This is a genomic window from Elusimicrobiota bacterium (genome assembly GCA_026388155.1).
GTDB lineage: Bacteria > Elusimicrobiota > Elusimicrobia > Elusimicrobiales > UBA9959 > UBA9634.
Genome location: JAPLKI010000022.1, coordinates 249219 through 270003, shown reverse-complemented (window position 1 = coordinate 270003; position 20785 = coordinate 249219). Strand labels below are relative to the sequence as shown.

At 52.4% G+C, this 20785-nt stretch carries 19 protein-coding genes; 10 read left to right on the top strand and 9 right to left on the bottom strand.

Features of this window, described 5'->3' with window-relative positions:
• Positions 1-50 precede the first annotated feature (50 nt).
• Positions 51-698, bottom strand: coding sequence for an RluA family pseudouridine synthase (locus NTX59_11305; GenBank protein MCX5786264.1), 648 nt, complete (start codon positions 696-698; stop codon positions 51-53).
• Positions 698-1912 (bottom strand): MFS transporter, encoded by a 1215-nt coding sequence (locus NTX59_11300; protein ID MCX5786263.1) that lies wholly within the window; start codon positions 1910-1912, stop codon positions 698-700. The genes NTX59_11305 and NTX59_11300 overlap by 1 nt, the downstream gene beginning before the upstream one ends.
• A gap of 161 nt (positions 1913-2073) precedes the next feature.
• Here NTX59_11300 and NTX59_11295 point away from each other — a divergent pair, with 161 nt between their 5' ends.
• Together NTX59_11295 and NTX59_11290 are read left to right on the top strand one after the other, a co-directional pair.
• Positions 2074-3501, top strand: a complete 1428-nt coding sequence (locus NTX59_11295; protein MCX5786262.1) for an aminopeptidase — start codon at positions 2074-2076, stop codon at positions 3499-3501.
• Positions 3502-3589: 88 nt separating this feature from the next.
• A complete protein-coding gene (locus tag NTX59_11290; GenBank protein MCX5786261.1) occupies positions 3590-4078 on the top strand; it encodes an asparaginase domain-containing protein in 489 nt (162 codons plus the stop codon).
• A gap of 189 nt (positions 4079-4267) precedes the next feature.
• On the opposite strand, the gene NTX59_11285 is transcribed toward NTX59_11290, so the two are convergent.
• Positions 4268-5716 (bottom strand): hypothetical protein, encoded by a 1449-nt coding sequence (locus NTX59_11285; protein ID MCX5786260.1) that lies wholly within the window; start codon positions 5714-5716, stop codon positions 4268-4270.
• Complete coding sequence (locus NTX59_11280; GenBank protein MCX5786259.1) at positions 5713-6744, bottom strand: FAD:protein FMN transferase; 1032 nt, start codon at positions 6742-6744, stop codon at positions 5713-5715. The genes NTX59_11285 and NTX59_11280 overlap by 4 nt, the downstream gene beginning before the upstream one ends.
• 199 nt (positions 6745-6943) lie before the next feature.
• Between NTX59_11280 and NTX59_11275 the strand changes: the two genes are divergently transcribed.
• The 3 genes from NTX59_11275 to lepB all read left to right on the top strand — a co-directional run bounded on the left by NTX59_11275 (position 6944) and on the right by lepB (position 10922).
• Positions 6944-8521 (top strand): FlgO family outer membrane protein, encoded by a 1578-nt coding sequence (locus tag NTX59_11275; GenBank protein ID MCX5786258.1) that lies wholly within the window; start codon positions 6944-6946, stop codon positions 8519-8521.
• A 120-nt stretch (positions 8522-8641) separates the two neighbouring features.
• Positions 8642-10300 carry a hypothetical protein gene (locus tag NTX59_11270; protein MCX5786257.1) on the top strand — a complete coding sequence of 553 codons (1659 nt, stop codon included), beginning with the start codon at positions 8642-8644 and terminating at the stop codon, positions 10298-10300.
• Between the two features lie 106 nt (positions 10301-10406).
• Positions 10407-10922, top strand: a complete 516-nt coding sequence (gene lepB, locus NTX59_11265; GenBank protein MCX5786256.1) for a signal peptidase I — start codon at positions 10407-10409, stop codon at positions 10920-10922.
• Positions 10923-10956: 34 nt separating this feature from the next.
• Here lepB and NTX59_11260 read toward each other — a convergent pair whose 3' ends face one another.
• The 4 genes from NTX59_11260 to NTX59_11245 all read right to left on the bottom strand — a co-directional run bounded on the left by NTX59_11260 (position 10957) and on the right by NTX59_11245 (position 13198).
• Positions 10957-11412 carry a hypothetical protein gene (locus NTX59_11260; protein MCX5786255.1) on the bottom strand — a complete coding sequence of 152 codons (456 nt, stop codon included), beginning with the start codon at positions 11410-11412 and terminating at the stop codon, positions 10957-10959.
• 308 nt (positions 11413-11720) lie between these two features.
• Positions 11721-12275 carry a sigma-70 family RNA polymerase sigma factor gene (locus NTX59_11255; protein ID MCX5786254.1) on the bottom strand — a complete coding sequence of 185 codons (555 nt, stop codon included), beginning with the start codon at positions 12273-12275 and terminating at the stop codon, positions 11721-11723.
• Positions 12276-12419: 144 nt separating this feature from the next.
• Entirely contained in the window at positions 12420-12938 is a 519-nt protein-coding gene (locus NTX59_11250; GenBank protein ID MCX5786253.1) for a ferredoxin:glutaredoxin reductase, read from the bottom strand.
• Positions 12935-13198 (bottom strand): glutaredoxin family protein, encoded by a 264-nt coding sequence (locus tag NTX59_11245; GenBank protein MCX5786252.1) that lies wholly within the window; start codon positions 13196-13198, stop codon positions 12935-12937. Before NTX59_11245 ends, NTX59_11250 begins: the two co-directional genes overlap by 4 nt.
• A 387-nt stretch (positions 13199-13585) precedes the next feature.
• Between NTX59_11245 and NTX59_11240 the strand changes: the two genes are divergently transcribed.
• The 5 genes from NTX59_11240 to NTX59_11220 all read left to right on the top strand — a co-directional run bounded on the left by NTX59_11240 (position 13586) and on the right by NTX59_11220 (position 19562).
• Positions 13586-14593: a BMP family ABC transporter substrate-binding protein gene (locus NTX59_11240; protein ID MCX5786251.1), complete on the top strand. Its 1008-nt coding sequence runs from the start codon at positions 13586-13588 to the stop codon at positions 14591-14593.
• A gap of 10 nt (positions 14594-14603) precedes the next feature.
• Positions 14604-16160: an ABC transporter ATP-binding protein gene (locus NTX59_11235; GenBank protein ID MCX5786250.1), complete on the top strand. Its 1557-nt coding sequence runs from the start codon at positions 14604-14606 to the stop codon at positions 16158-16160.
• A gap of 95 nt (positions 16161-16255) precedes the next feature.
• Positions 16256-17317, top strand: a complete 1062-nt coding sequence (locus NTX59_11230) for an ABC transporter permease (protein ID MCX5786249.1) — start codon at positions 16256-16258, stop codon at positions 17315-17317.
• 2 nt (positions 17318-17319) lie between these two features.
• Complete coding sequence (locus NTX59_11225; GenBank protein ID MCX5786248.1) at positions 17320-18243, top strand: ABC transporter permease; 924 nt, start codon at positions 17320-17322, stop codon at positions 18241-18243.
• 98 nt (positions 18244-18341) lie between these two features.
• Positions 18342-19562: a glycosyltransferase gene (locus NTX59_11220; protein ID MCX5786247.1), complete on the top strand. Its 1221-nt coding sequence runs from the start codon at positions 18342-18344 to the stop codon at positions 19560-19562.
• A gap of 92 nt (positions 19563-19654) precedes the next feature.
• On the opposite strand, the gene NTX59_11215 is transcribed toward NTX59_11220, so the two are convergent.
• Positions 19655-20656 carry a PorV/PorQ family protein gene (locus NTX59_11215; GenBank protein ID MCX5786246.1) on the bottom strand — a complete coding sequence of 334 codons (1002 nt, stop codon included), beginning with the start codon at positions 20654-20656 and terminating at the stop codon, positions 19655-19657.
• Positions 20657-20785: the final 129 nt, after the last annotated feature.

Genomic DNA, 20785 nt, shown 5'->3' with positions numbered 1-20785 from the left:
TGAGTTAATTCAAGGTCTCAGCACTTCAGAGTTAGCGGACGGCGCTCCTTTTACAAAAACGGCAGCACGCTCATAAAATCTTTCGGCGGGTCGGCCCGGAACGACAGTTTCTTGCCGTTCCTGTCTTTGAACTTCAATTCATAGGCGTGCAGCATCAGGCGCGGCCATTGTCTTTGTTTCTCCTGATCGCCGTAAACCCTGTCTCCGACAATGGGGTGGCCTATGGAATACAGGTGCACTCTTATCTGATGGCGGCGCCCGGTTAAAATGGAAACTTCAAGCAGCGTGGAATTTTTATAGTGTTCAAGCGTCTCGTAGCGGGTTATGGAGGTCTTCCCGTCGAAAGCCACTGACACGCGGCCCGATCCTCCCTGAACGAGCGGCTTGTCAATTTCCCCTTTTTTCTCCGTTATAAGCCCGTTCACGGCGGCCAGATATTTCTTGGTAATGTCCCTGGTCTCAAAAAGCCCTGAATAGTAGCGGTGTGCCTCGGCGCTGCGGGCGAACAATATAAGGCCGCTGGCGTCTTTATCCAGCCGGTGAACAACGAACACGGGGCATTTAAGCGCCCGGGTCAGCAAGGCCAGAAGATTTCGCTCTTTGGCGGCAGGGCCGCGGCCCGGCATTGTCAGCAGGCCCGAGGATTTATTGGCCACTATAAGGTCATTTTCCTCAAATACGATCTCAAAAGGGTTCATCAGGCTATCTCCGGGTGGAAATCTTTTTTATAACAGTAGCCGGCGAATATTGAAGTTACGCCGCCCATCGCCAGGTAAAGCACGGCCATAAAAATCGCCAGCGCCAGGCCGAAGTGATCGGAAAAAATACCCAGCAAATACGGGGAGAGAGCGTCGCCCATAGCGTGAATTATGAATATGTTAAGGGCGAAAGCCATGGAACGCATACTGACCGGGATGGTTTCCACAATAGCCGCGTGATAAGGCCCTGAATTCATAAAAATAAAGAACTCGGCGAAAAAAATCATGGTGAGCGAAGTGTGCAGGTTGTCCGTGAGCACAGCCGCCACGCCGAAAGGCATACTGAGGAAAAAACTCAGGTAACCTACTATAAAATAAGACCGCTTATTGCGCGCGCGAAGCCAGTCCGCCGCCCAGCCGCCGGTGAAATTTCCGGCAATACCCGCGGCCACGGTAACAGCTCCGAAAAGAAAACCGGCCCTGGCAACGCCAAGCCCGTAACTGCGCACGAAAAAAGACGGCATCCAGGCGGCCATGCCGCCCACCGAGAAAGTGCTTATGGACTGGGAAAGCGTTATAAGCAGGTAAGTCCTGTTCTTAAAAAGCTCCGTATAGTGCGAGAAAGACACTTCGCTTACCCTGGCCTTTTTATCGTCCGTTTCACGGAAAAACAAGGCAATAATGCCAAGCAGTATTCCCGGCGCAGCCACCATAAAAAAAGCGGTTCTCCAGCCAAAACGCTCTCCCAATAAGCCGCCAAGCAGGTAGCCTACGGCGCTGCCCACCGGAATAGCCAAAGCGTAAAGAGACATAACACGGGCGCGCTTCTCAACCGGGAACCACTCAGCCAGATAAGACGGAGAAACGGTTCCGTAGCCCGCCTCGCCTACGCCCACGGCGGAGCGGGTAAGGATCAGCTGGCCGTAGCTTTTTATAAAGCCCGTGCACACCGTGGCCGCGCTCCAGAAAATAGCGCTTACTCCGATAATGAGGGGCCTGCGGTATTTATCGCCGAAATACCCCACCAGCGGCGCGAAACACATATAAACCAGCATGAAGGATGACGCCAGAAAACCAAGCTTTGCGTCGCTGAGAAGCAGGTCCTTTTTGATAAGCGGAAAAACGGCGTAAAGGGCCTGGCGGTCTATATAATTGAAAAGGCTGATGAAAAATATCAGAAACAGCACCCGGCGCGAATATTTAGCGTTTTGCATCAGGACTATAATATCATAAAATTATGTTGGTTCAATTTTGCTGGTAGGCTGGCATGCTTGTAGGCGGGTAAGCACTCAGAAATATCGGGTTGTAAGCATACTGGCATACTGGCGTACTAGCCTACACGCCTACTAGCCGCCCGTTGAAGAAGGAGAACAAAATGAAAAAAAATTCCAAAAAATCCGAGCTGGCCTATTCAAACAAAAACGGCTACGAGAAACTGCCTAAAGCGGAGCTGAAAACCCTGGAGGAGTACAATCGTCTTTACCTTGAATTTATCGCCAGGGCGAAAACGGAAAGGGACGCCCACGACGAGGCTGTTACCCTGCTTGAAACAGCCGGTTTCAAGGACCTGCGCAAATTTGAAAAAGACAATATACGGCTTACGGCGGGCGACAGGGTGTACAAATCCTGTTCCGGCAAAACGCTGATGGCCGTTATTATAGGAAAAAAACCGCTTGAGGCGGGCATGCACATTGTGGGCGCCCATACCGATTCCCCCCGCATAGACATAAAGCAGAACCCGCTCTACGAAAGCGGCGATATGGCGTTTTTAGACACCCACTATTACGGCGGCATAAAAAAATACCAGTGGGTTACCATACCGCTGGCGCTTCACGGCGTGTTTATAAAGCCGGACGGCAAAAAAATAAAAGTGAGCGTGGGAGAGGACCCCTCCGAGCCCGTGTTATGCATAACCGATCTTTTGCCGCATCTGGCGCAGGACCAGATGAAAAAAACGCTGGCTGAAGGCATAGATGGCGAGTGCCTCGACGCCATAGTCGGCTCAATTCCGGCTGAGGGCAGGGGGCTGAAAGAAAAGATAAAAAGCAACGCGCTCAGGCTGCTGAACGAAAAATACGGCATTACGGAAGAGGATTTCCTTTCCGCGGAGCTTGAACTGGTGCCGGCGGCCAGACCCCGCGAGGCGGGCCTTGACCGTTCCATGGTCCTCGGCTACGGCCAGGACGACCGCGTTTGCGCATACGCGGGCCTGAAAGCCCTGATTGACCTTAAAGGCGCGCCGGAATACACCTCATGCGTGCTGCTTTGCGACAAGGAGGAAATAGGTTCTGTGGGCGCAACCGGCATGGCCTCGAATTTTTTCGAGAACACCGCCGCGGAGCTTTTAAATCTTACCTCCGATACTTACAGTGAGCTTTCCCTGAAACGCGCGCTTGAGCGTTCGTGGATGCTTTCCGCCGATGTAAACTCCCTTTTTGACCCGCTGTTCCCGGCGGTTTCGGAAAAGAAAAACACGGCAATTATGAATCACGGGCTTTGCCTGACAAAATATACCGGCGCGCGCGGCAAGTCCGGCTCTTCCGACGCCAACGCCGAGTTTTTGGCCGAGATTCGGCGTATTTTCGCGAAGGCCAGAGTGATCTGGCAGACCGGCGAACTGGGAAAGGTTGACCAGGGCGGCGGCGGCACCATAGCCTGGCTGATGGCCCGCTACGGTATGCAGGTGGTTGACTGCGGCGTGGGATTACTGTCCATGCACGCGCCCATGGAGCTTGCGGGAAAGCTGGATATTTACATGGCCTATAAAGGTTATCTGGCGTTCCTGAAAGACGGGAGAAAATAGGGGTTAGCGTAAAGCGGATAGCGGCTGGGGAAGGAATTCCTTATCACTAATCTCTCGCCCCTATCCGCTATCCTCTGTTCGTCCAATTATGACCATTAAATTACTTATCACCGGCGGGACTTTTGACAAAGAATACAACGAACTCAACGGCGAACTTTTCTTTCGCCGGACGCATCTTTACGAAATGCTGAAACTCGGCCGCGCGCGAGTGCCGGTGAAAGTAAAAACGCTCATGATGATAGACAGCCTTTTCATGACGGCCGCCGACAGAAAAAGAATACTGAAAGAGTGTCTTGCCTCCCGGGAAAAACGCATAGTAATAACCCACGGCACCGATACTATGCCCCAAACCGCAAAGGTCCTTGGGCCAGGCATCAAGGACAAGACCGTCGTCCTCACCGGCGCCATGGTTCCCTACAAGTTCGGTTCTTCCGACGGAATGTTCAATTTAGGCTCAGCGCTCTCTTTCGCGCAAACGCTCCCCCCGGGCGTTTATATCGCCATGAACGGCAGGTATTTCAACTGGCACAATGTTCGCAAAAACAAGAATAAGGGCGAGTTTGAAGAGATTCCCTAGCCCGAATTCTTCGGTTAAAGAATTCCCCTTCGCAGTGCTCAGGGGTCGCTTCGCGACGGATACGCCCTCGGGAATTTTCGCGTATAGCGCTGAAAATTCCCGACCCGCTGCTGCGGGGAATCCCGCATTTTTTTATTCACCCGATTTCACTATTCGGAAACCACTTCAATTGCAGGATTCGGGTTAACCTTATTTTCTCAGCCGGAAAACCTTGAAATCAGGGTTATCATAGACTTTTTCCAACGAAGCCCTGTTTCGCTCCGCGAAACCATAAAGGTAAAGTGCATCCTGCCCGAAAACACGGCTCACCACAAGGTAGGAGGCTCCCGCCTCCCGGAAATACGCCGTGAAATGCGCGTCATTCCCATAAGGTGGATAGATTGAGCTTTTTCGGCCGGTAAAGAAACACATGCTTCGGGGCTTTACGAAGATGATCGTGTCGGCGGCGGAAGAAGCGCCCTTGAGAAAACCGAACATTTCCTGGGCCGGCCGCCCGTACGGTCCGCCGTTCATGGGGCCGTATTCAGCCTTTATAGCGAAACTCCATCCGTAAAGCGCAAAAGCCGCCGCCAGAAAAGCCGCTGCCGCACGCCGCCCCATGACCGCCCCGCCAAATATTTCAAACCCCTCAAATGCCTTCCAAACGAGGTAAGGCATCAGCGGGAAGATATATCTTACCCCATCGTACATACCAAAGCCCGCCACGGTGAGCAGATAGAACGCGGCAAAAAAATCCATGGCCTCAAGTTTACTTTCACGGACCCGCCGCACAAGTCCAGCCGCGAAGCCGAAAAGAGTCAAAAACGCCAAAGCCAGGGCCGCCAGCGCGGCGGGCAGACTGGTTTCCGGACCCAGAGCCCAGAAACCCTTTAGAGAAAATAAAAATTCTTTCAGGACCTTTACGGCCGAAGGCAGAAGGGCGGACCTTATTGGACTGGCTAACTGATCCGCGTAAGAAGACAGGTCGAAGAAAAAGGCCTGCGCCGCCGCCGGCGCAAGAAAACAGGCACAGAGTACGGCCTGCCGCCGCCGGTCCGCCTTTCCCGCCAGAAGGTCCTCAAGGACCAGTGCCGCCGGCAGCAGGGCTCCCAGCGGCCGCACGGCGTAGGCGAGATAGGCGCAAAAGCCGGCCAGGGCATGCATGGCAAGCCCCGGCCTGGAATAGGAGAGACGGTGCAGCAGGAGGGACAGGTAAAGCAGGCAACAAAAAAGGATGTCCGAATATACAAGGTCTTTATAGTCCCACAGGACCGGATTCAGCCCGAAGAGCGCAAGCAGGCCCAGAAGTCTGAAGTCCCCCGCCGGGGAAGTAAAAAAGAAGAGCAGGCAGGCAAGCAATCCCGACAGGAAAAACACGTTCCCTGCCTTCATGGCCTTCAGGCCGCCGCCAAGTTTTAAAGGAACGGTCAGGACGGCGGGATAGCCTGGAGGATAGGCCCGGGGGCCGACATAGGGATTCTCGGGATTATAGACGTAGCAGGTGTCCGCGTAGGGGCGGCCGGAAACCAGATTATCGGCGTGCATGATGTACATGAACGCGTCGTCCATCCAAGGATGGCCGTCCCTGATGGTGAAGAACTGGAAAACCGCGCACAGCGCGATCAGCGCCAGGCCGGCGGCCGCGCGTTTAGCGTTCATGACGCCAGACTAAAAAAGCCTTTGTTTTTTTCCCACCGCGCCTTGCTCCCGGAATTTGAAAAAACGGAAACTTTCCCCGAGCCGTCGATCCAGACGGCGGCCGTTCCCTTTATTTTCGAAAGCAGACCGAAAGCCTTTTCTTTGCCCATTACCGCCAGCACCGCGGAAGGTATGTAATTTCCGCCTTCAAGCGAAGGGTAATAAACGATGAGGTTCGAGAAATTCTCTATGGGATAGCCTGTTTTCAGGTCCAGAATGTGGGAGTAGAGTTTGCCCTCAATTTGCACAAAATGATCCCGCCCGGACGAAGACATCACCACGCCTTCCTCAAAAACCAGTTTCCCCAGCGTTTTGGTTTCATGGAACGGGTCGGGCACCGGGTATTGCCAGGCGCGCGCGCCGCTGGTCAGCATATAACCGCCCAGTTTGACCTCAACCGGCGCGCCGCCGCCGCTTCTCTTTATTATTTCATAAGCTTTTTCCAGACAGTAGCCCCGGAGGATCCCCCCCATGTTGATCTGCACGGGCTTTGAGAAACGCACCATTTTGCGTTCCGGATCGACCTGCACGTATTGCGAACCGATATTTTCAAGCGCGGCGGAAATATCTGTTTTAGAAGGCATTTTTTGGGAAGAAGCGGCCTCTTTCCATATGGGCCACAAGGGCGCAAAGGTTATGTCAAAAGCCCCGCCGGTCATTTTTGCATAATCAAACGAAAGCTCAAGCAGGCGCAAAAACTCCCCGTCTACTTTTACCCATTCCCCGTAAGCCTTCTTATTCACGAACGAAGTGGAACTATACGGTTCGTTAAAGTTGTATTCCGCGGCTATCCTTTCCCATTCTTTAAAAATTTCCCTCACCAGAGCTCGACCGGAGTTCGCGTCCGGACTGTACACCTTGATCTGGACGGGCACGCTCATTAAAAACATGCTTTGGGAGACAACCGGCTCGTTTTTGGATCCGCAGGAACAGAAAAAACAACCGGCAAGAACGCCGCAAAACAAAATCAGACTATTTGTGAGTTTCATGCTGGATCTCCAGAAACGGTAATCACGCGACAACGAGGACGCGGCTTTATCTGCGGCTGTCGCGCTCCTCATGTTCGACTACCATTTAAGATACAAATTTTGCCGGCCGTATTCAACCGCCTCTTTTTTGACTTTCCATGGCGGTTTTAGTATTCTTACATGACATAAGTCTTTTACCGGAGATACGGAGGGGCAACCCATGCTCAAGACCAGATTATTCGCGGGCGTTTTTTTAACAGCTTTGCTTGCTGCCGGCTTGGGAGACCTTCGGGCGGCGGAGCTTGATAAACTTTCGGATAAACTTCAGGACGGACTGAAAGACAAAACCGGCATAAAGGTGGCCGTATTGGAATTCCAGTATACCGACGCCAAGGCTTCCAAAGGACCGGTTATAATCCAGGAAAGGCTGACCACGGCGCTGGCCCAAAACAAAAAAATAACGCTCATAGAGCGGAATCTGCTTAAAAAGGTGATGGGAGAACTTAGTTTAGAGGTCTCCGGCGCCATTAGCGAGGAAAGCGTAAAAAAAATAGGCCGGATCCTGGGAGCGGACGCGGTGGTAACTGGCACTTTGAATGATCTGAGCGAAGTAGAAACCGAAATAAACGCGCGCATAGTGGAAACCGAAAGCGGTAAAATACTTTCCGCCGCCGCCGCGACGGTGAAAAAAACCTGGAAAGAACAGGGCGGGACAACCGCGCACGGGACCGGCGGCGATTTTTCAAAAAAGCCGCTGGTGCAGGTGGCGGTGCTTTTAGACACCTCGAATTCCATGGACGGCCTGATAAACCAGGCCCGCACCCAGCTTTGGAAAATAGTTAACGAGCTGATCTCCTCGGAAAAAAACGGCTCCGGGCCGGCCATTGAAGTGGCCCTCTACGAATACGGCAATTCGGGCCTTTCGCGCGAGTCCGGCTACATCCGCCAGGTATCGCCTTTTACCAAAGACCTGGACCAAGTCTCCCAGGAATTGTTCGCTCTTAAGACCAACGGCGGCGACGAGTACTGCGGCTGGGTTTTGAAAGACGCGGTGGAAAAACTCTCCTGGAGTTCCAAAAACGATGTTTACAAGACGATTTTCATCGCCGGCAACGAGCCGTTTACCCAGGGGCCGGTGGACTTCGCCGCGGCCGCGGCCGAGGCCAAAGCAAAAGGAATTTTTGTCAACACTATTTTCTGCGGTTCAAGGCAGGCAGGCATAGCGACCCAATGGCTTGCGGGCGCGCAGGCGGCCGACGGCGACTACTCAAATATCGACCAATCAGCCGTGGTTTATACGGTAAGCGCCCCCCAGGACAATACAATAAATGAACTCAGCGTATTGCTTAACCAGACCTATGTAACTTACGGCGCGGAAGGCGAAGCATCCATGAAGCGCAAAAAAGAAGTTGATTCAAATATGGCCGCCGCGGGCGCGTCAGTGATGTCGGAACGCGCGGCCTTTAAAGCCGCGGCCCCCGGCGCCGCCAGGCAGGAATCCTCGTGGGATGTGGTCTCGGCCGTGGAAAGCGGAGCCGTTCGCAAGGACGAAATAAAAGCGGACCAGCTCCCTCCTGAACTTCAAAAAATGAAAAAAGAGGAATTGGGGAAATATATTGACACAAAACTGGCGGAGCGGAAAAAAATAAAAAGCGACATAACCCGCCTGCAGGAAGAAAGAAAAAAATATCTGGCGGCTGAGGAAGCAAAACACGCTTCCGGCCCCAATACCCTGGACAAAGCGGTTATAGACTCTATAAGGAAACAGGCCACAAAGCGCGGGTTCACATTTAAATAAATTGACCAGCAAATAGTAAATGGCGAATAGTGACAGCGGGAGGCAGGTTGTATTTTTCAAACTTTATATTTTAAACGAACTATTCGCTGTTTACTGTTCGCTATTCGCTCTCCTATAACCATGCGCTTTTTTCCGCGTTCCCCAATTTGCGCTTTACATTTTGCATTTTGCATTTTTCTGTTTTCGCTGCCAGCCGTCATTCTGCCCTATAACCTCCAGGCTCAGGATCAGCCCTCCATTGAAGAGAAAGCGGCCCAGTTGCTGATAATTTCCATAGACGCGTCGGAAATAGCCTTGGCCACCGGCGCCGTAGCGGCGGGGCTTGGCGGAGTGCAGCTGCAATGGGGTTCTTACTCGCTTGAAGATACCCGCCGCATCGCGGATGAACTGCAGCGGAGAGCCCTTGCTGCCCGCCTTACAACCCCGCTTTTCATCGCCGTTGACTATGAGGGCGGCAGCGTTTATTCCCCCACCACGCTCGGGCTGCTTGAACTGCCCACGGGCATGATGCTTGGCGCGGCCGCCAACGAAAGCGATACCGCCTCGCTTTTCTACCTGGCAGGCAAGGAACTGAAGCGCGCGGGCGTAAACATGGCTTTCGGCCCGGTGCTGGATGTGAATACGGAAGCCTTGAATCCCATAATAGGGATACGCTCCATAGGCTCCGATCCGGAGCTTGTTTCCCGCATTGGCGGGGCCGTGTTAAATGGTTTTAAAGCAGCCGGCATCATCGCTGTGGGCAAACATTTTCCAGGGCATGGCGCGGCAAAACAGGATTCACACAAGACCATGCCGGTAATTCAAGCCGCGCTGCCGGAGCTTGACGAGAAGCACCTGCCGCCTTTTAAAAAAGCCGTTGAGCTTAGGACGCCGGCCATAATGACGGCTCACGCGCTTTACCCCGCCCTTGACGCAAAAAATCCGGCCACCCTCTCAAGGCGTATCATAATGGACCTGCTGAAAAAACAGCTGGGCTTTGAAGGGCTTGTGATAACCGACAGCCTGGATATGAAGGCTATAACTTCGCGCGAAAGTACGGCAAAAGCCGCCGCCGACGCCCTTAGGGCGGGGGCCGACCTTCTTCTTATAGGCAAAGGGAATTTTAACTCCGCCGTCAGTGAAATAGCCGCTCAGGTACGTTCGGGGCGGATAAACGAAACCCGCTTAAACGACGCTTATTACCGGGTTTATGCCGTAAAAAAAGAAGCCGGCTTATTTTCCGCCGCCGAAGCGTCATCGCCGTTCGATAAAGCCTACCTTGATATTTCACGGACGATATCACGCAAAGCGCTCACGCTTGTAACAGACAAAAACGGTTTTCTGCCGCTTAACAAAATCAAAAAAATCGCCATAATAATATTCGCGCCCCAGCGCTTCGCCGAAAACTCCATTGAACTTTACAAGACTTTGCTGGAACAGGGTTATCAGGCAAAGCAATATTTTTTTGATATAGGCCCCGGCCTCGTAGATAAAGGCAGGCTTCTGGAGGCCGCCAACGAAGCGGACGCGCTTGTTATAGGCAGTTTCCAGTGGGCGCAGGCCCAGAACAAAAAACAGCAGGCCTTGATACACAAACTGCTTGCCGCGGGAAAACCTGCCGTGCTGTTAAGTCTGATGAACCCCTACGATCTGGAAAATTATCCCGAGGCCGGTTGTGCCGCAGCGGTTTACGGCATAACAAAGCCGTCCATGCAGGCAGCGGCCGGCCTGCTTACCGGGACCATTAAAGCTGAAGGGACGCTGCCGGTAAAATTTGCCTTAAAAAAGGGGAAAAAGTGACCCCGCCACCTGCTTCGGAACCGAATGGGCCCGCCAAAGTCGGGCAAGCCCCGCCCTTTTGGTTCCGATATATATATCCAAAAGAGCGGGGCAAGCGGGTGGTGGGATGAACAAGGCGCGCGTTTCACTGATAATATTCATTACGCTGGCTTGCGGTCTATTGGCGCGGCATTACGCGGCCGAGCCTGTTTACATAGCCAGCGCTTCCATGGAACCCACTTTAAACGTCGGGCGTCATCTTTTTGTCGACAAGATCACATACAGGTTCAGAAAACCGGCCAGACAGGAATTAATATGTTTCGAGTCTCCGGTGGGCGAGACCCACGATTCCGTAAAAAGGGTTATAGCCGTGGAAGGCGACACCGTCGAATTAAGAGAAAAAAAGGTTTACCTGAACGGAGAACCGCAGCTTGAGATTTATACGCAATACACGCGGGCAGGGGAAACTCTTGAAGGCGATAATCTAGGCCCGCTTCGCGTACCCCCGGATTCTCTTTTTATTTTGGGCGATAACCGGGACAATTCAAATGATTCCTCAAGTTGGAAAAACCCCGCCACGGGCGAAAGGCTGTATTTTGTAAAGTTGGAAAAAGTTAAAGGAAAAGTAAGAGGGATATATTAATCCCATGAATACTTCTTATCCATGCGGCTTCCGGTTAAAGAAAATTTCCACGCTCGCACTGAATTTTCAGGCCTTTGAAGAATACTTCCGAAAGAATTAACGCATATAAAACATTCAGCAATGTTATTTCCGTAAGCGGACCTATAAATTCCGGCTTATGGAGCTCGGCTAGCAGCCCCATTATACCCATCAGAAACCCTATAGCGCCGAATGCCAAAGCGGCTCTTGAACCTGTATCAAAAACGTGGACGGCTTGCAAGTATTTCTCTTCCGAACTCTCATACGCTGGCATGATAACGAATTTGAAAGCCTGTATTATTTCTTTTATGGAAAAATTGATAACAAGGAACAGCGAAGTACCGCCGACTACCATGGTTAAAGACCATAGATCCAAATATATCCTGAGTTGCGCCACAAAATACCGGCAGGTGGCCGCCAACAGGACAATACAGGCTAAAGACGCGGCTATCGGACGTATATTGAGTTTCATTTTATTTCTCCTGTGAATTAAGATAGTTTGCCACAGCTTCCAGCTTTTCACTTCCATGTTTCACCTGGTCTGATGCGAATTCCATAATAAGCGGCCCGGATAATCCATAGGGAGATCCTTTGATTTCCGGGATGAACAACGGGCACGCGGCTATTAATAATACGCATAATATCTGCAAAACCAAATCCGCACCGGAAGAAGAAGCCCGCATAGGGGCGCGCGGAGCGGGGTACAACCGCGCGATCTTATCATCCAAAGCGGCGGATGGTTTTACTGTTGTAAACAAGCGCAAACAGGTTTCAATGTTTTCAGGATCCATTTTGATATTCCCGCAATAATTCCTGAAGCTTCCGCAGTCCGTACTGATACCTGGCTATCACCGTATTAATCGGATCTCCGGTTATTTCCGCGATCTCCCTGAATTTCATATCTTTGTAAATTTTCAACATTATTATTTCCCGTTGTTTTACGGGTATGTCGAACAGCGCACGGTTAACCAGTTTTTTTAATTCCTTCAGCTCAGTGCTATTGCCGGGTTCTTTGCCGGAAAAATCAATCAGACCGTCAAGCTCCTCAGAGTACTGCACTTGTTTATTTTGACGTTTCAGCCAATTAAAGGCATTATTACGGGCACAGACATACAGAAAGCCGGAAATTCCGCCGCGTCCGGAATATGCCTCCGGCTCCTTGAGTAATTTTGCAAAGATCTCGTGTAAAATATCCTCCGCCGCCGCATGGTCGCCCACAAAAGACACGATATAAGCGAATAACCCCTCTTTATGTTCTTTATACGCGCGCAGGAGGAAATCCGCCGGCCGCTTTGAGTCATCCCCCAGGACATCATTATTGCGCCCCGCTTCCATTCACACCTCAATAATAAGACAATCAGGCGGCATGATTTATTGTACCGCCTTTGTGTTATCCTGTAAATTGTCTTGAATATTTTCTAAGGATGAGTCAAAAAACACGCCGAAACAGAAATTATTTTAAACCCTTAGCCTTTATACTCACAACGCAAATTCTTCAAATCTGTCTTTGTCCGCCTTGCAAATGGGGCATTTGGCCGGCGGAGTTTCTTTGGCGCAAAGATAACCGCACACTTTGCAGCGCCAGACTTTTATCGCCCCCCCCGCGCCGGATTTCACAGTTGGCAAAGGTTGTATATCGTGAGCCGCTTTGAGCCTCCGCTCTGCGGGCGGACGCCGCTCCGGCACGGGGGCGGCCTTTTTTTTGCCGGAAACGATCTCGCCGCTTACATAAAGCGCGCAGTAGCAGGAACCGTATTCGGCCAGGTCGGAGTCGCGGTAATCACAGGGGCAGATAATGTCTTTGTCTTCCTCCCTTTTACCCGAAGCCAGACGGCAGGGGCAGGACATATAACCGTAGCGGCCCTCATTTTTCGCAAGCCCGGCGCAGATAGTGGAAGTCATGTCAAGATCGGGGTTAAGGTTATAACCGGTAGCCCTGGCCTCTTGAGCAAGACGCTGGCGGAGTTCTTCACCCTTCTGATCAAGATCGTTGTTCATTTATTAAGCGCCTCTTGTATTTTCTCAGGCTCAAAGCCGACTACCACGCATTCCCCGTCGTTGATGACCACGGTAGGGAAAGAAAGGCTGGGGTTGTGTTTTTTGGCCTGGGCCACGACTTTTTCTTTTTCGGCCTCGTCCTCTATCGTGTCGGTATATATAATTTCCGCTTTAATGCCGTTTTCTTTCAGCCACCCCACGGTCTTGCGACACCAGCCGCAGGTGCTGAGAGCGTAAACTGTAACTTTTTTATTTTTCATATTAATTTGTAGGAAACATAAGGCCTGTTATAGTTGGTTTTCCCCCCCACCTCTGCCACACTGACTTCCTAAAAAATTTTTAAAAAACGCTCCCCTATCGTCCATTTTATCTATAATACCAAAAGCGAGGTGTTTTTTTAAAATTTTTACGTGATTTTCCGCCGCCTGCGGTGTCGCGTTAAAAAATGATTTTTTAGTTTAGTATATAGGGGAAAGCTGGCCGAAATAGCAAGGCTGAGCCGCTTGATACCAAAAACAGGAACTCCGCAACCCTCATGATGCCCCTATAATCCGCTTTAATGCAGGGATATAACATTTATTTATGCCGACGATTCCGCAATCCTTAATGGTTGTAATTAAAATCCAAATTATCTAAACTTTCTTTTAATGAGTTTCCGCCTTAAATCAGCCGCACTTATTGTTTCGCTTTGTTCTTTGGCCGCCTGCTCGCCCGGGAAGAAAGAGGACACGTCAAAACCCGCGGTGGGGCTGGTTTTTGACGTGGGCGGCAGGGGCGATAAATCTTTCAACGACTCCGCCTACGCGGGCATTGAAAGAGCGCAGAAAGATCTGGCGGTGCAGGTGGATTATATAGAACCGGGCGAGGGCGCGGACAAGGAATCGGCCCTCCGGCAGCTGGCCTCCGGCCGGCACGGCCTTATTTTCGGCACGGGATTTCTTTTCACGGACGATATCAACACGGTGGCCGCGGATTTCCCGAATAAAAAATTCGCCTGCATAGACTACGCGCTTGACCCTTCAAAACAGATACCCGGCAATGTTCTGGCCATAAAATTCCGGGAAGAGGAGGGCAGTTTTTTAGTTGGAGCGATAGCCGCCCTTACCACCAAAACGAACGTGATAGGCTTCGTTGGCGGAATGGATATACCTCTTATCCACAAATTCGAAGCCGGCTACCGCGCGGGCGCTCTGCAAGTGAATCCGAAATGCAAGGTGCTGATAGGCTATGCGGGCGTCACCGGCGAAGCGTTCAAGAACCCCTCCAAAGGCAAGGAGCTCGCTTTCTCGCAGATAGGCCAGGGCGCCGATGTGATATTTCATGCTTCAGGCTCAACCGGCCTGGGCGTTTTTGAAGCCGCCCGGGAAAAGAAAATTTACGCCATAGGCGTCGACTCGGACCAGTATTTTGAAGCTCCCGGCCGCATCCTTACCTCCATGGTCAAAAAAGTGGATATTTCCGTTTACAAGACCATAAAGGATTTTCTGGAGGGTAAATTCCAGGGCGGCCTCAGGGAGTTCGGTCTGGCCGACGACGGCGTGAGCTATGTTTATGACGAACACAACAAAGATCTTATCACGCCGGAAATAATCAGAAAAACCGAAGAACTCAAAAAGCTCATCATAGCCGGAAAAATCAAAGTTCCGAATAAGTAAGGCCCAGTCAATGACCGAAGAAACATTTGAGATAGAACTCCGCGGGATGGCTAAAAAGTTCGGCGGCGTTTACGCCAACCGGGACGCGACGCTCGCCGTAAAAAAAGGCGAAATCCACGCCCTGGTGGGCGAGAACGGCGCCGGCAAAACCACCCTGATGAAGCTTCTTTACGGCATGTACCGCCCTGACGGCGGTGAAATGCTGCTGCGCTCAAAACAAGTCCGCTTTGACTCCCCGGCGGGCGCCATAGCCGCGCGCATAGGCATGGTGCACCAGCATTTCATGCTGGTAAAAACCCTTACCGTGGCGGAAAATGTGGTTCTTGGGGACGAAATCGTAAAAGCCGGAATTTTTCTTGACTCAGGTTACGCCGAAGCGGAAACCGGGCGGCTCATAAAAAAATTCAATCTGGCGCTGGATCCCAAAGCCAGGGTGGCTGACCTCTCAGTGGGGGAGCAGCAGCGTCTGGAGATTCTCAAGATCCTTTACCGGAAAGCCGATATACTTATTTTGGACGAACCCACAGCCGTGCTTACTCCACAGGAAACCGCCGGGCTTTTTGAGATACTGAAGAGTCTGCGTGCCGAAGGCAAGACCATCGTCCTTATCACCCACAAACTGAAAGAGGTCATCTCAATTTCCGACTCGGTGACAGTAATGCGCCAGGGCCGCACGGTTGGTTCGGTAAAAACCGCCGGCACCGGCGAAAGCCAGCTCGCCCAACTGATGGTGGGGCGGCCCGTGGTCTTTGAGGTGGGAAAGACGCCGCTTCCCGCCGGAGAAATAGAAAAGAGGGCGGCGGTATTGGAGCTTTCAGGCCTGAAAGCCAGATCCCCAAAAGGCCACTACGCCCTTGACGGTTTTGAACTCACCATAAAACAAGGCGAGATTTTCGGCATAGCCGGCGTGGAAGGCAACGGCCAAAGCGAACTTATTGAAATCATAACCGGCCTGAAAAAACCCCAGGCCGGAGCAATGGAACTCAACGGGGAATTGATAGATCTGTCCAAAGCCAACCCGCGCATGCTCTTTGACAAGGGCGTAGCGCATATTCCGGAGGACCGCCATAAACGCGGCCTTGTGCTTGACTACAGCGTGGCCGACAACCTGGTATTGGGCCGTCACAGAGAAAAAATATTTTCCCGTCCGGGGCTTATTAATTTCGCCGCCATAAATGATTTTGCGCTTAAAATGACAAAAGCCTTCAACATCCAGCCTCCGCGCTCCGAACTGCCGGCGCGGAGCCTGAGCGGCGGCAACCAGCAGAAAATAGTGGTCGCCCGTGAATTTTCGAGGGGGCCGAAACTCCTTATCGCCTCACAGCCCACCCGGGGAGTCGATGTGGGCGCCATAGAATTTATCCACAAAAAAATAATCGAGGCCAGGGACGCCGGCTGCGCAGTGCTTTTACTTTCCGCCGAACTCTCGGAGATAATGTCTTTGTCCGACCGCATCGGCGTGATTTACCGCGGCCGTATCGCGGGCACGTTTAATGCCGGAGAGGCCACTGAAGAGCGGCTGGGCCTGCTTATGATGAGCGGGGCTGAAACAGGGCTGAAGACTTAAGCAGCAAATAGTAAATAGGGAAGAAACCAATAGTAAAGTTTTTCCGGCTACCACTATTCGCTGTCTTGCTATTCGCTATTCGCTTGCATCTATTTATGGCTAATAAACATTTAAAGCTCTTTCTCATCCAGATAGGGGCTGTATTGCTCTCTATACTGGCCGCTTTCGTCGTGGGCGCGGTGCTGATGCTGCTTATAAAAGTGAACCCGATAGAAGTTTATTGGAAACTCTTTGAGGGTGTGCTGTTAACCCCGTACGGCATCGCCCAGACCATTTTCAAGGCCACTCCTCTTATTATGACGGGGCTGGCCATTGCCCTCGGCTTCAAGGCCGGCATTTTCAACATAGGCGCCGAGGGACAGATGATAGTGGGCGGCTTTCTTTGCGCCTACGCCGGATTTTCGTTTCACGGTCTCCCCCCCGTTTTGCACATAGTTATTTGCGCGGCGGCGGCATTTGCGGGCGGGCTCGCCTGGGCGGCCGTTCCCGCCATCCTGCGGGTTAAAACCGGCGCGCATGAAGTGATAACCACTATAATGATGAATTTTATAGCGCTCGCTCTTACCAATTATTTTATCACCTATTACTTCCACCTGCCGGAAACCGTGCACACGCAGCTTATAGCCCCGGCGGCCGGCCTTGCGCGCATGGATTCTTTCCTGGGAGCCTTCAGGGGTTCCCCCGCGAACATGGCATTCTTCATAGCCCTGGCGCTTTCGGCCTGCGTATGGTGGGCGCTTTGGAAAACGCCTTACGGTTATGAAACCAGGGCCGTGGGCTTGTCCCCCTTCGCGGCCGAGACCGCCGGCATAAACGTAAAGAAGAACCTGCTTGTCACTTTCCTTTTATCAGGCGGCTTAAGCGGGCTTGCCTCGATGAACTTTATAATGGGCTACAAGCACTATTTCGAGGAAGGATTTTCCCAGGGGGCGGGCTTCATGGGAATAGCCGTGGCGCTGGTGGGGCAGAACCATCCTGTCGGAATAATACTTGCGGCTTTCCTTTTCGGCGCCCTGTCGCACGGCACGCTTGTAATAAACGCCCTGGTGCCGAAAGACATAATCCAGATACTGCAGGCGCTGGTGATAATATTCGTGATCTCGTCCAATCTTGCGGTAAGGAAATTTTATTCGGTTACGGACGCGGACAAAAAATAGCTATGGACTCCCTGACCCGGATATTCACTTTATCGCTTCTGACCCAGACGGTGCGTATTTCCGTGCCCTACGTGCTGGCGGCGCTGGGCGCCACCATCTCGGAACTGGGCGGAGTGGTGAACATCGGGCTGGAGGGCATTATTCTTACCGGCGCCTTCTGTTCGGTGCTTGGGAATTATTATTCTGGCAACCCCTGGGTGGGGATCGCCGCGGGAGTCGCCGGTGGTATCGCGGCCGCGTGGATACACGCCGTGGTTTCGATAAAATTCCGGGCGAACCAGATAATATCGGGGCTCGCAATAAACATACTCGCGGTGGGCGCCACAAAATTTTTTCTTAAATTCTTTTTTCACTCCTCCTCGAACTCCGGCAGGATAAGCGCCTTCTCCAAATGGGATATCCCGCTGATCTCAAATATCCCGCTGTTCGGGGACCTGCTTTCAAATCCGCTTATTCTGCTTTCCATATTTCTTGTCGCCGCGGCTTATATTTTTGTTTACAAGACCACTTTTGGCCTCAGGCTGCGGGCCGTGGGCGAAAACCCGGAATGCGCCGACACTCTGGGAATTAATGTTTTTCTGACCCGTTACGCGGCCGTGCTAATATCCGGGGCTTTAGCCGCGCTCGGAGGAGTATGGCTGGCCTACGACCAGCACCAGTTCACCGACGGCATGAGCGGGGGGCGCGGCTATATCGCGCTTACCGCCATGATCTTCGGCAAATGGAACCCGCTGCTTGCCACTCTGGCCGCGCTGTTCTTCGGGTTTGCGGAAGCGTCGCAGATACAGCTGCAGACCATGGGCCTGAATATTCCCGTGCAGTTCATACAGATGATACCCTACCTGCTGACCATAATAGTGCTGGCCGGCACTTTCACCAGTTCAGCCTCCCCGTCGGCCGATGGCGTGCCGTATGAGAAAGAATAAGTAACTACTCCGGTAGCCAGGAGTCAGTATCCAGAATGGGCTACAACTTCTGTCTTCTGTATTCTGTATTCTGACTTCTGAATTCTGATTAAGACCCCATGGCTCTAAAAATCCTGGTTAATTCCCTTTTTGGCGGCGGCGCTGAAATTCAGGCGGCGCTTCTTGCTAAAGCCATGAAGCCGGAAGCCTTCCTGTTGCTTGACCGGGAATGTTCCCCCCGCCCTGATTCGCCGCCGTTTTCAAGTCTTTTCCGCCATGGCGCGTCGTTGCCCGGCGCCCTCAAAACCATTTTATCCCCGCTCTATGCCTCGCGCCTGGCCGCCATAACCGCGCCCGGCGACACCGTGCTCTCGTTCATGGAACGCTCAAATTTCGTCAACATACTGTCCGCGCGGAAAAGCGGGCATCGCGCCGTTATCTGCGAAGTAACCCAGCCCTCCAGGGAATTTTCGGGCCTTCGCGGAACGCTTATGAAGCCGCTTATAAAGAAACTCTACCCGCTGGCGGATCTGGTAATTTCAAATTCAAAAGGCAATGCGAGGGACCTGGCCGATAATTTCGATTTTTCCTGCGAAAAAATAAAGGTTATATACAATTCCTGCGACACCCAGGCAATAGCGCTGAAAGCCGCCGAACCGCTTGAAAGTCTTCATGCCGCCATTTTTAAAAGACCGGTTATAATTACCAGCGGCCGCCTGACCGCCGCCAAGGGCCATTGGCATTTGCTCAGGATATTCGCCGAACTTAAAAAAACAAATCCCGGCGCCGCGCTGGTTTTTTTGGGAGAGGGAGAACTTAAAGAAAGACTGCTCGGCTTATGCGCGGCGCTGGGACTTAAAGCATATTTTCCGGGCGGCGCCGCGCTGTCGCCGGATGCCGGGGATGTGTTTTTTTTGGGCTTTCAACGAAACCCGTATAAATTTCTCTCAAAAGCCAAAATATTTGCCTTCCCCTCTCTCTGGGAGGGACTTCCAAACGCCGTGCTTGAAGCCCTGGCCTGCGGCCTGCCGGTGATCTCCTCGGACTGCCGCTCGGGACCCAGGGAAATACTGGCCCCTGAAACGGATTTTCAAACGGAGGCCGCGGCGCCGGAAGAAACCGCTTTCGGATTTTTGATGCCGCCATTTAAGGCTGCCGCGCCGGATTCTACGCCGGTTATAAGCGGCTTGGAAAAGCTCTGGGCAAAAAACACGGCGGACCTGCTTGGCGACGATCAGCGGCTTGAAAATTACAGCGCCTCATGCAGAAAGCGGGCTGAAGCATTTTCACTGAAGGTGAAAGTTGTAGAATGGGAAACAGCGCTCAGGCTGAAGGCTTAGGGCTGAGTGTCGTAGAGCCTGTGGAAAAACCTGCTATACGGACGCAACACTCCTTGACTCCAAGACTCTTAGACGCCACGACTCTTTGACTACTACCACATAAGCGGGATTTCCTCTTCCTCTTTTTCTTTTTTCTTTTCAACCGGCTTTTTGCCCTTTACATCAGCGGCGGGCGCGGCGGGCTGTTTAGCGGGCGCGGCCGACGGCTTGCGGGAGGGAGGTGTGTAACCGCGCGGATACTTTTTTGGAGCCGGAATGTCCTTCCGCTCCACGCCAAAACGGAAAGAAAGCGTTAGCCTGTGGGAGTCGCCCAGGTCGCCGTAAGGGGAAAAGGCGTAATCCAGCCGCAAATCGTTGTTTTTTATGCCGATGCCGGCCGTAAAACCGGCGCCGGCGGACTGACTCCTGCCGCTCTTATACCCCGCCCTGGCAAAAAGCGCCTCGTTTTCCTTGATCACAAACTTGCCCTCAGCGCCCGCGCAGAACGCGGTCTGACTTTCGCCAGCTTTCACCATATCCGCCGAAAGCAAGAACTGTTCATTCAGACGCTTTGCCGCGCCTGCCCGTATAATAAGCGGCAGACCAAAGGCGGTGGAACCGAGCTTCAGTTTAGTGCCCAGGTTGGAGACCGACGCGCCAAAGCGCAAATTCCCTGAAATTTTCAGCAGCCCCGAGTCCACCGCAAAGGCGGAGGCGCTGTCTTTATCGGCTTTCTGGTAAAACACTTTCAAGGCGGAAGCGCCGTACCAGTTCCCGCCAAGAGCAGTCGAAAGCCCGAAGCTAACAACTCCTTCCAGGGAGTTGAAAGAGCCGGTATTAACCCCTAAAGCGTCGTACTTATCCATAACGCCGCTTAACAACACGTTCGCGCCGCCAAAAACCGTATGGTTTTTGCCGAACGGCTGAACATAAGCCAGGTTTTCGTTTCGCAGCCCCTGAAGCCACTCGTTATGCGAAAATTCAAGTTCTTTCCTGTCCGCGAGCGCGGCGCCCGCCGGATTGTAAAAAACGCTGGCGGCGTCGTCGCCCGCCGCGGAGTAAGCCCCGCCAAGTGCCGCGGCCCTGGCGCCCGAGTCTATTTTCAAAAAAGGCATAGCGGTAGTGCCGGCGGCAAAAGCGCGAACCGGACTTAAAGCTATAATACACGCTAAGATTATCTTGACCATATTAGCCCGCAAGGCTGAAGGCTGAAGGATGAAACAAAAACAAAAATTATTTTTCCG

What these genes read in the sequence shown, in the direction of transcription:
- NTX59_11305 (MCX5786264.1), bottom strand. Translation starts at nt 698, where the DNA reads ATGAACCCTTTTGAGATCGTATTTGAGGAAAATGACCTTATAGTGGCC.
- NTX59_11270 (MCX5786257.1), top strand. Translation starts at nt 8,642, where the DNA reads ATGCGCTTTTTTCCGCGTTCCCCAATTTGCGCTTTACATTTTGCATTT.
- NTX59_11250 (MCX5786253.1), bottom strand. Translation starts at nt 12,938, where the DNA reads ATGAACAACGATCTTGATCAGAAGGGTGAAGAACTCCGCCAGCGTCTT.
- NTX59_11285 (MCX5786260.1), bottom strand. Translation starts at nt 5,716, where the DNA reads ATGAACGCTAAACGCGCGGCCGCCGGCCTGGCGCTGATCGCGCTGTGC.
- NTX59_11235 (MCX5786250.1), top strand. Translation starts at nt 14,604, where the DNA reads ATGACCGAAGAAACATTTGAGATAGAACTCCGCGGGATGGCTAAAAAG.
- NTX59_11290 (MCX5786261.1), top strand. Translation starts at nt 3,590, where the DNA reads ATGACCATTAAATTACTTATCACCGGCGGGACTTTTGACAAAGAATAC.
- NTX59_11240 (MCX5786251.1), top strand. Translation starts at nt 13,586, where the DNA reads ATGAGTTTCCGCCTTAAATCAGCCGCACTTATTGTTTCGCTTTGTTCT.
- NTX59_11245 (MCX5786252.1), bottom strand. Translation starts at nt 13,198, where the DNA reads ATGAAAAATAAAAAAGTTACAGTTTACGCTCTCAGCACCTGCGGCTGG.
- NTX59_11280 (MCX5786259.1), bottom strand. Translation starts at nt 6,744, where the DNA reads ATGAAACTCACAAATAGTCTGATTTTGTTTTGCGGCGTTCTTGCCGGT.
- NTX59_11220 (MCX5786247.1), top strand. Translation starts at nt 18,342, where the DNA reads ATGGCTCTAAAAATCCTGGTTAATTCCCTTTTTGGCGGCGGCGCTGAA.
- NTX59_11295 (MCX5786262.1), top strand. Translation starts at nt 2,074, where the DNA reads ATGAAAAAAAATTCCAAAAAATCCGAGCTGGCCTATTCAAACAAAAAC.
- NTX59_11255 (MCX5786254.1), bottom strand. Translation starts at nt 12,275, where the DNA reads ATGGAAGCGGGGCGCAATAATGATGTCCTGGGGGATGACTCAAAGCGG.
- lepB (MCX5786256.1), top strand. Translation starts at nt 10,407, where the DNA reads ATGAACAAGGCGCGCGTTTCACTGATAATATTCATTACGCTGGCTTGC.
- NTX59_11300 (MCX5786263.1), bottom strand. Translation starts at nt 1,912, where the DNA reads ATGCAAAACGCTAAATATTCGCGCCGGGTGCTGTTTCTGATATTTTTC.
- NTX59_11275 (MCX5786258.1), top strand. Translation starts at nt 6,944, where the DNA reads ATGCTCAAGACCAGATTATTCGCGGGCGTTTTTTTAACAGCTTTGCTT.
- NTX59_11215 (MCX5786246.1), bottom strand. Translation starts at nt 20,656, where the DNA reads ATGCCTTTTTTGAAAATAGACTCGGGCGCCAGGGCCGCGGCACTTGGC.
- NTX59_11225 (MCX5786248.1), top strand. Translation starts at nt 17,320, where the DNA reads ATGGACTCCCTGACCCGGATATTCACTTTATCGCTTCTGACCCAGACG.
- NTX59_11230 (MCX5786249.1), top strand. Translation starts at nt 16,256, where the DNA reads ATGGCTAATAAACATTTAAAGCTCTTTCTCATCCAGATAGGGGCTGTA.
- NTX59_11260 (MCX5786255.1), bottom strand. Translation starts at nt 11,412, where the DNA reads ATGAAACTCAATATACGTCCGATAGCCGCGTCTTTAGCCTGTATTGTC.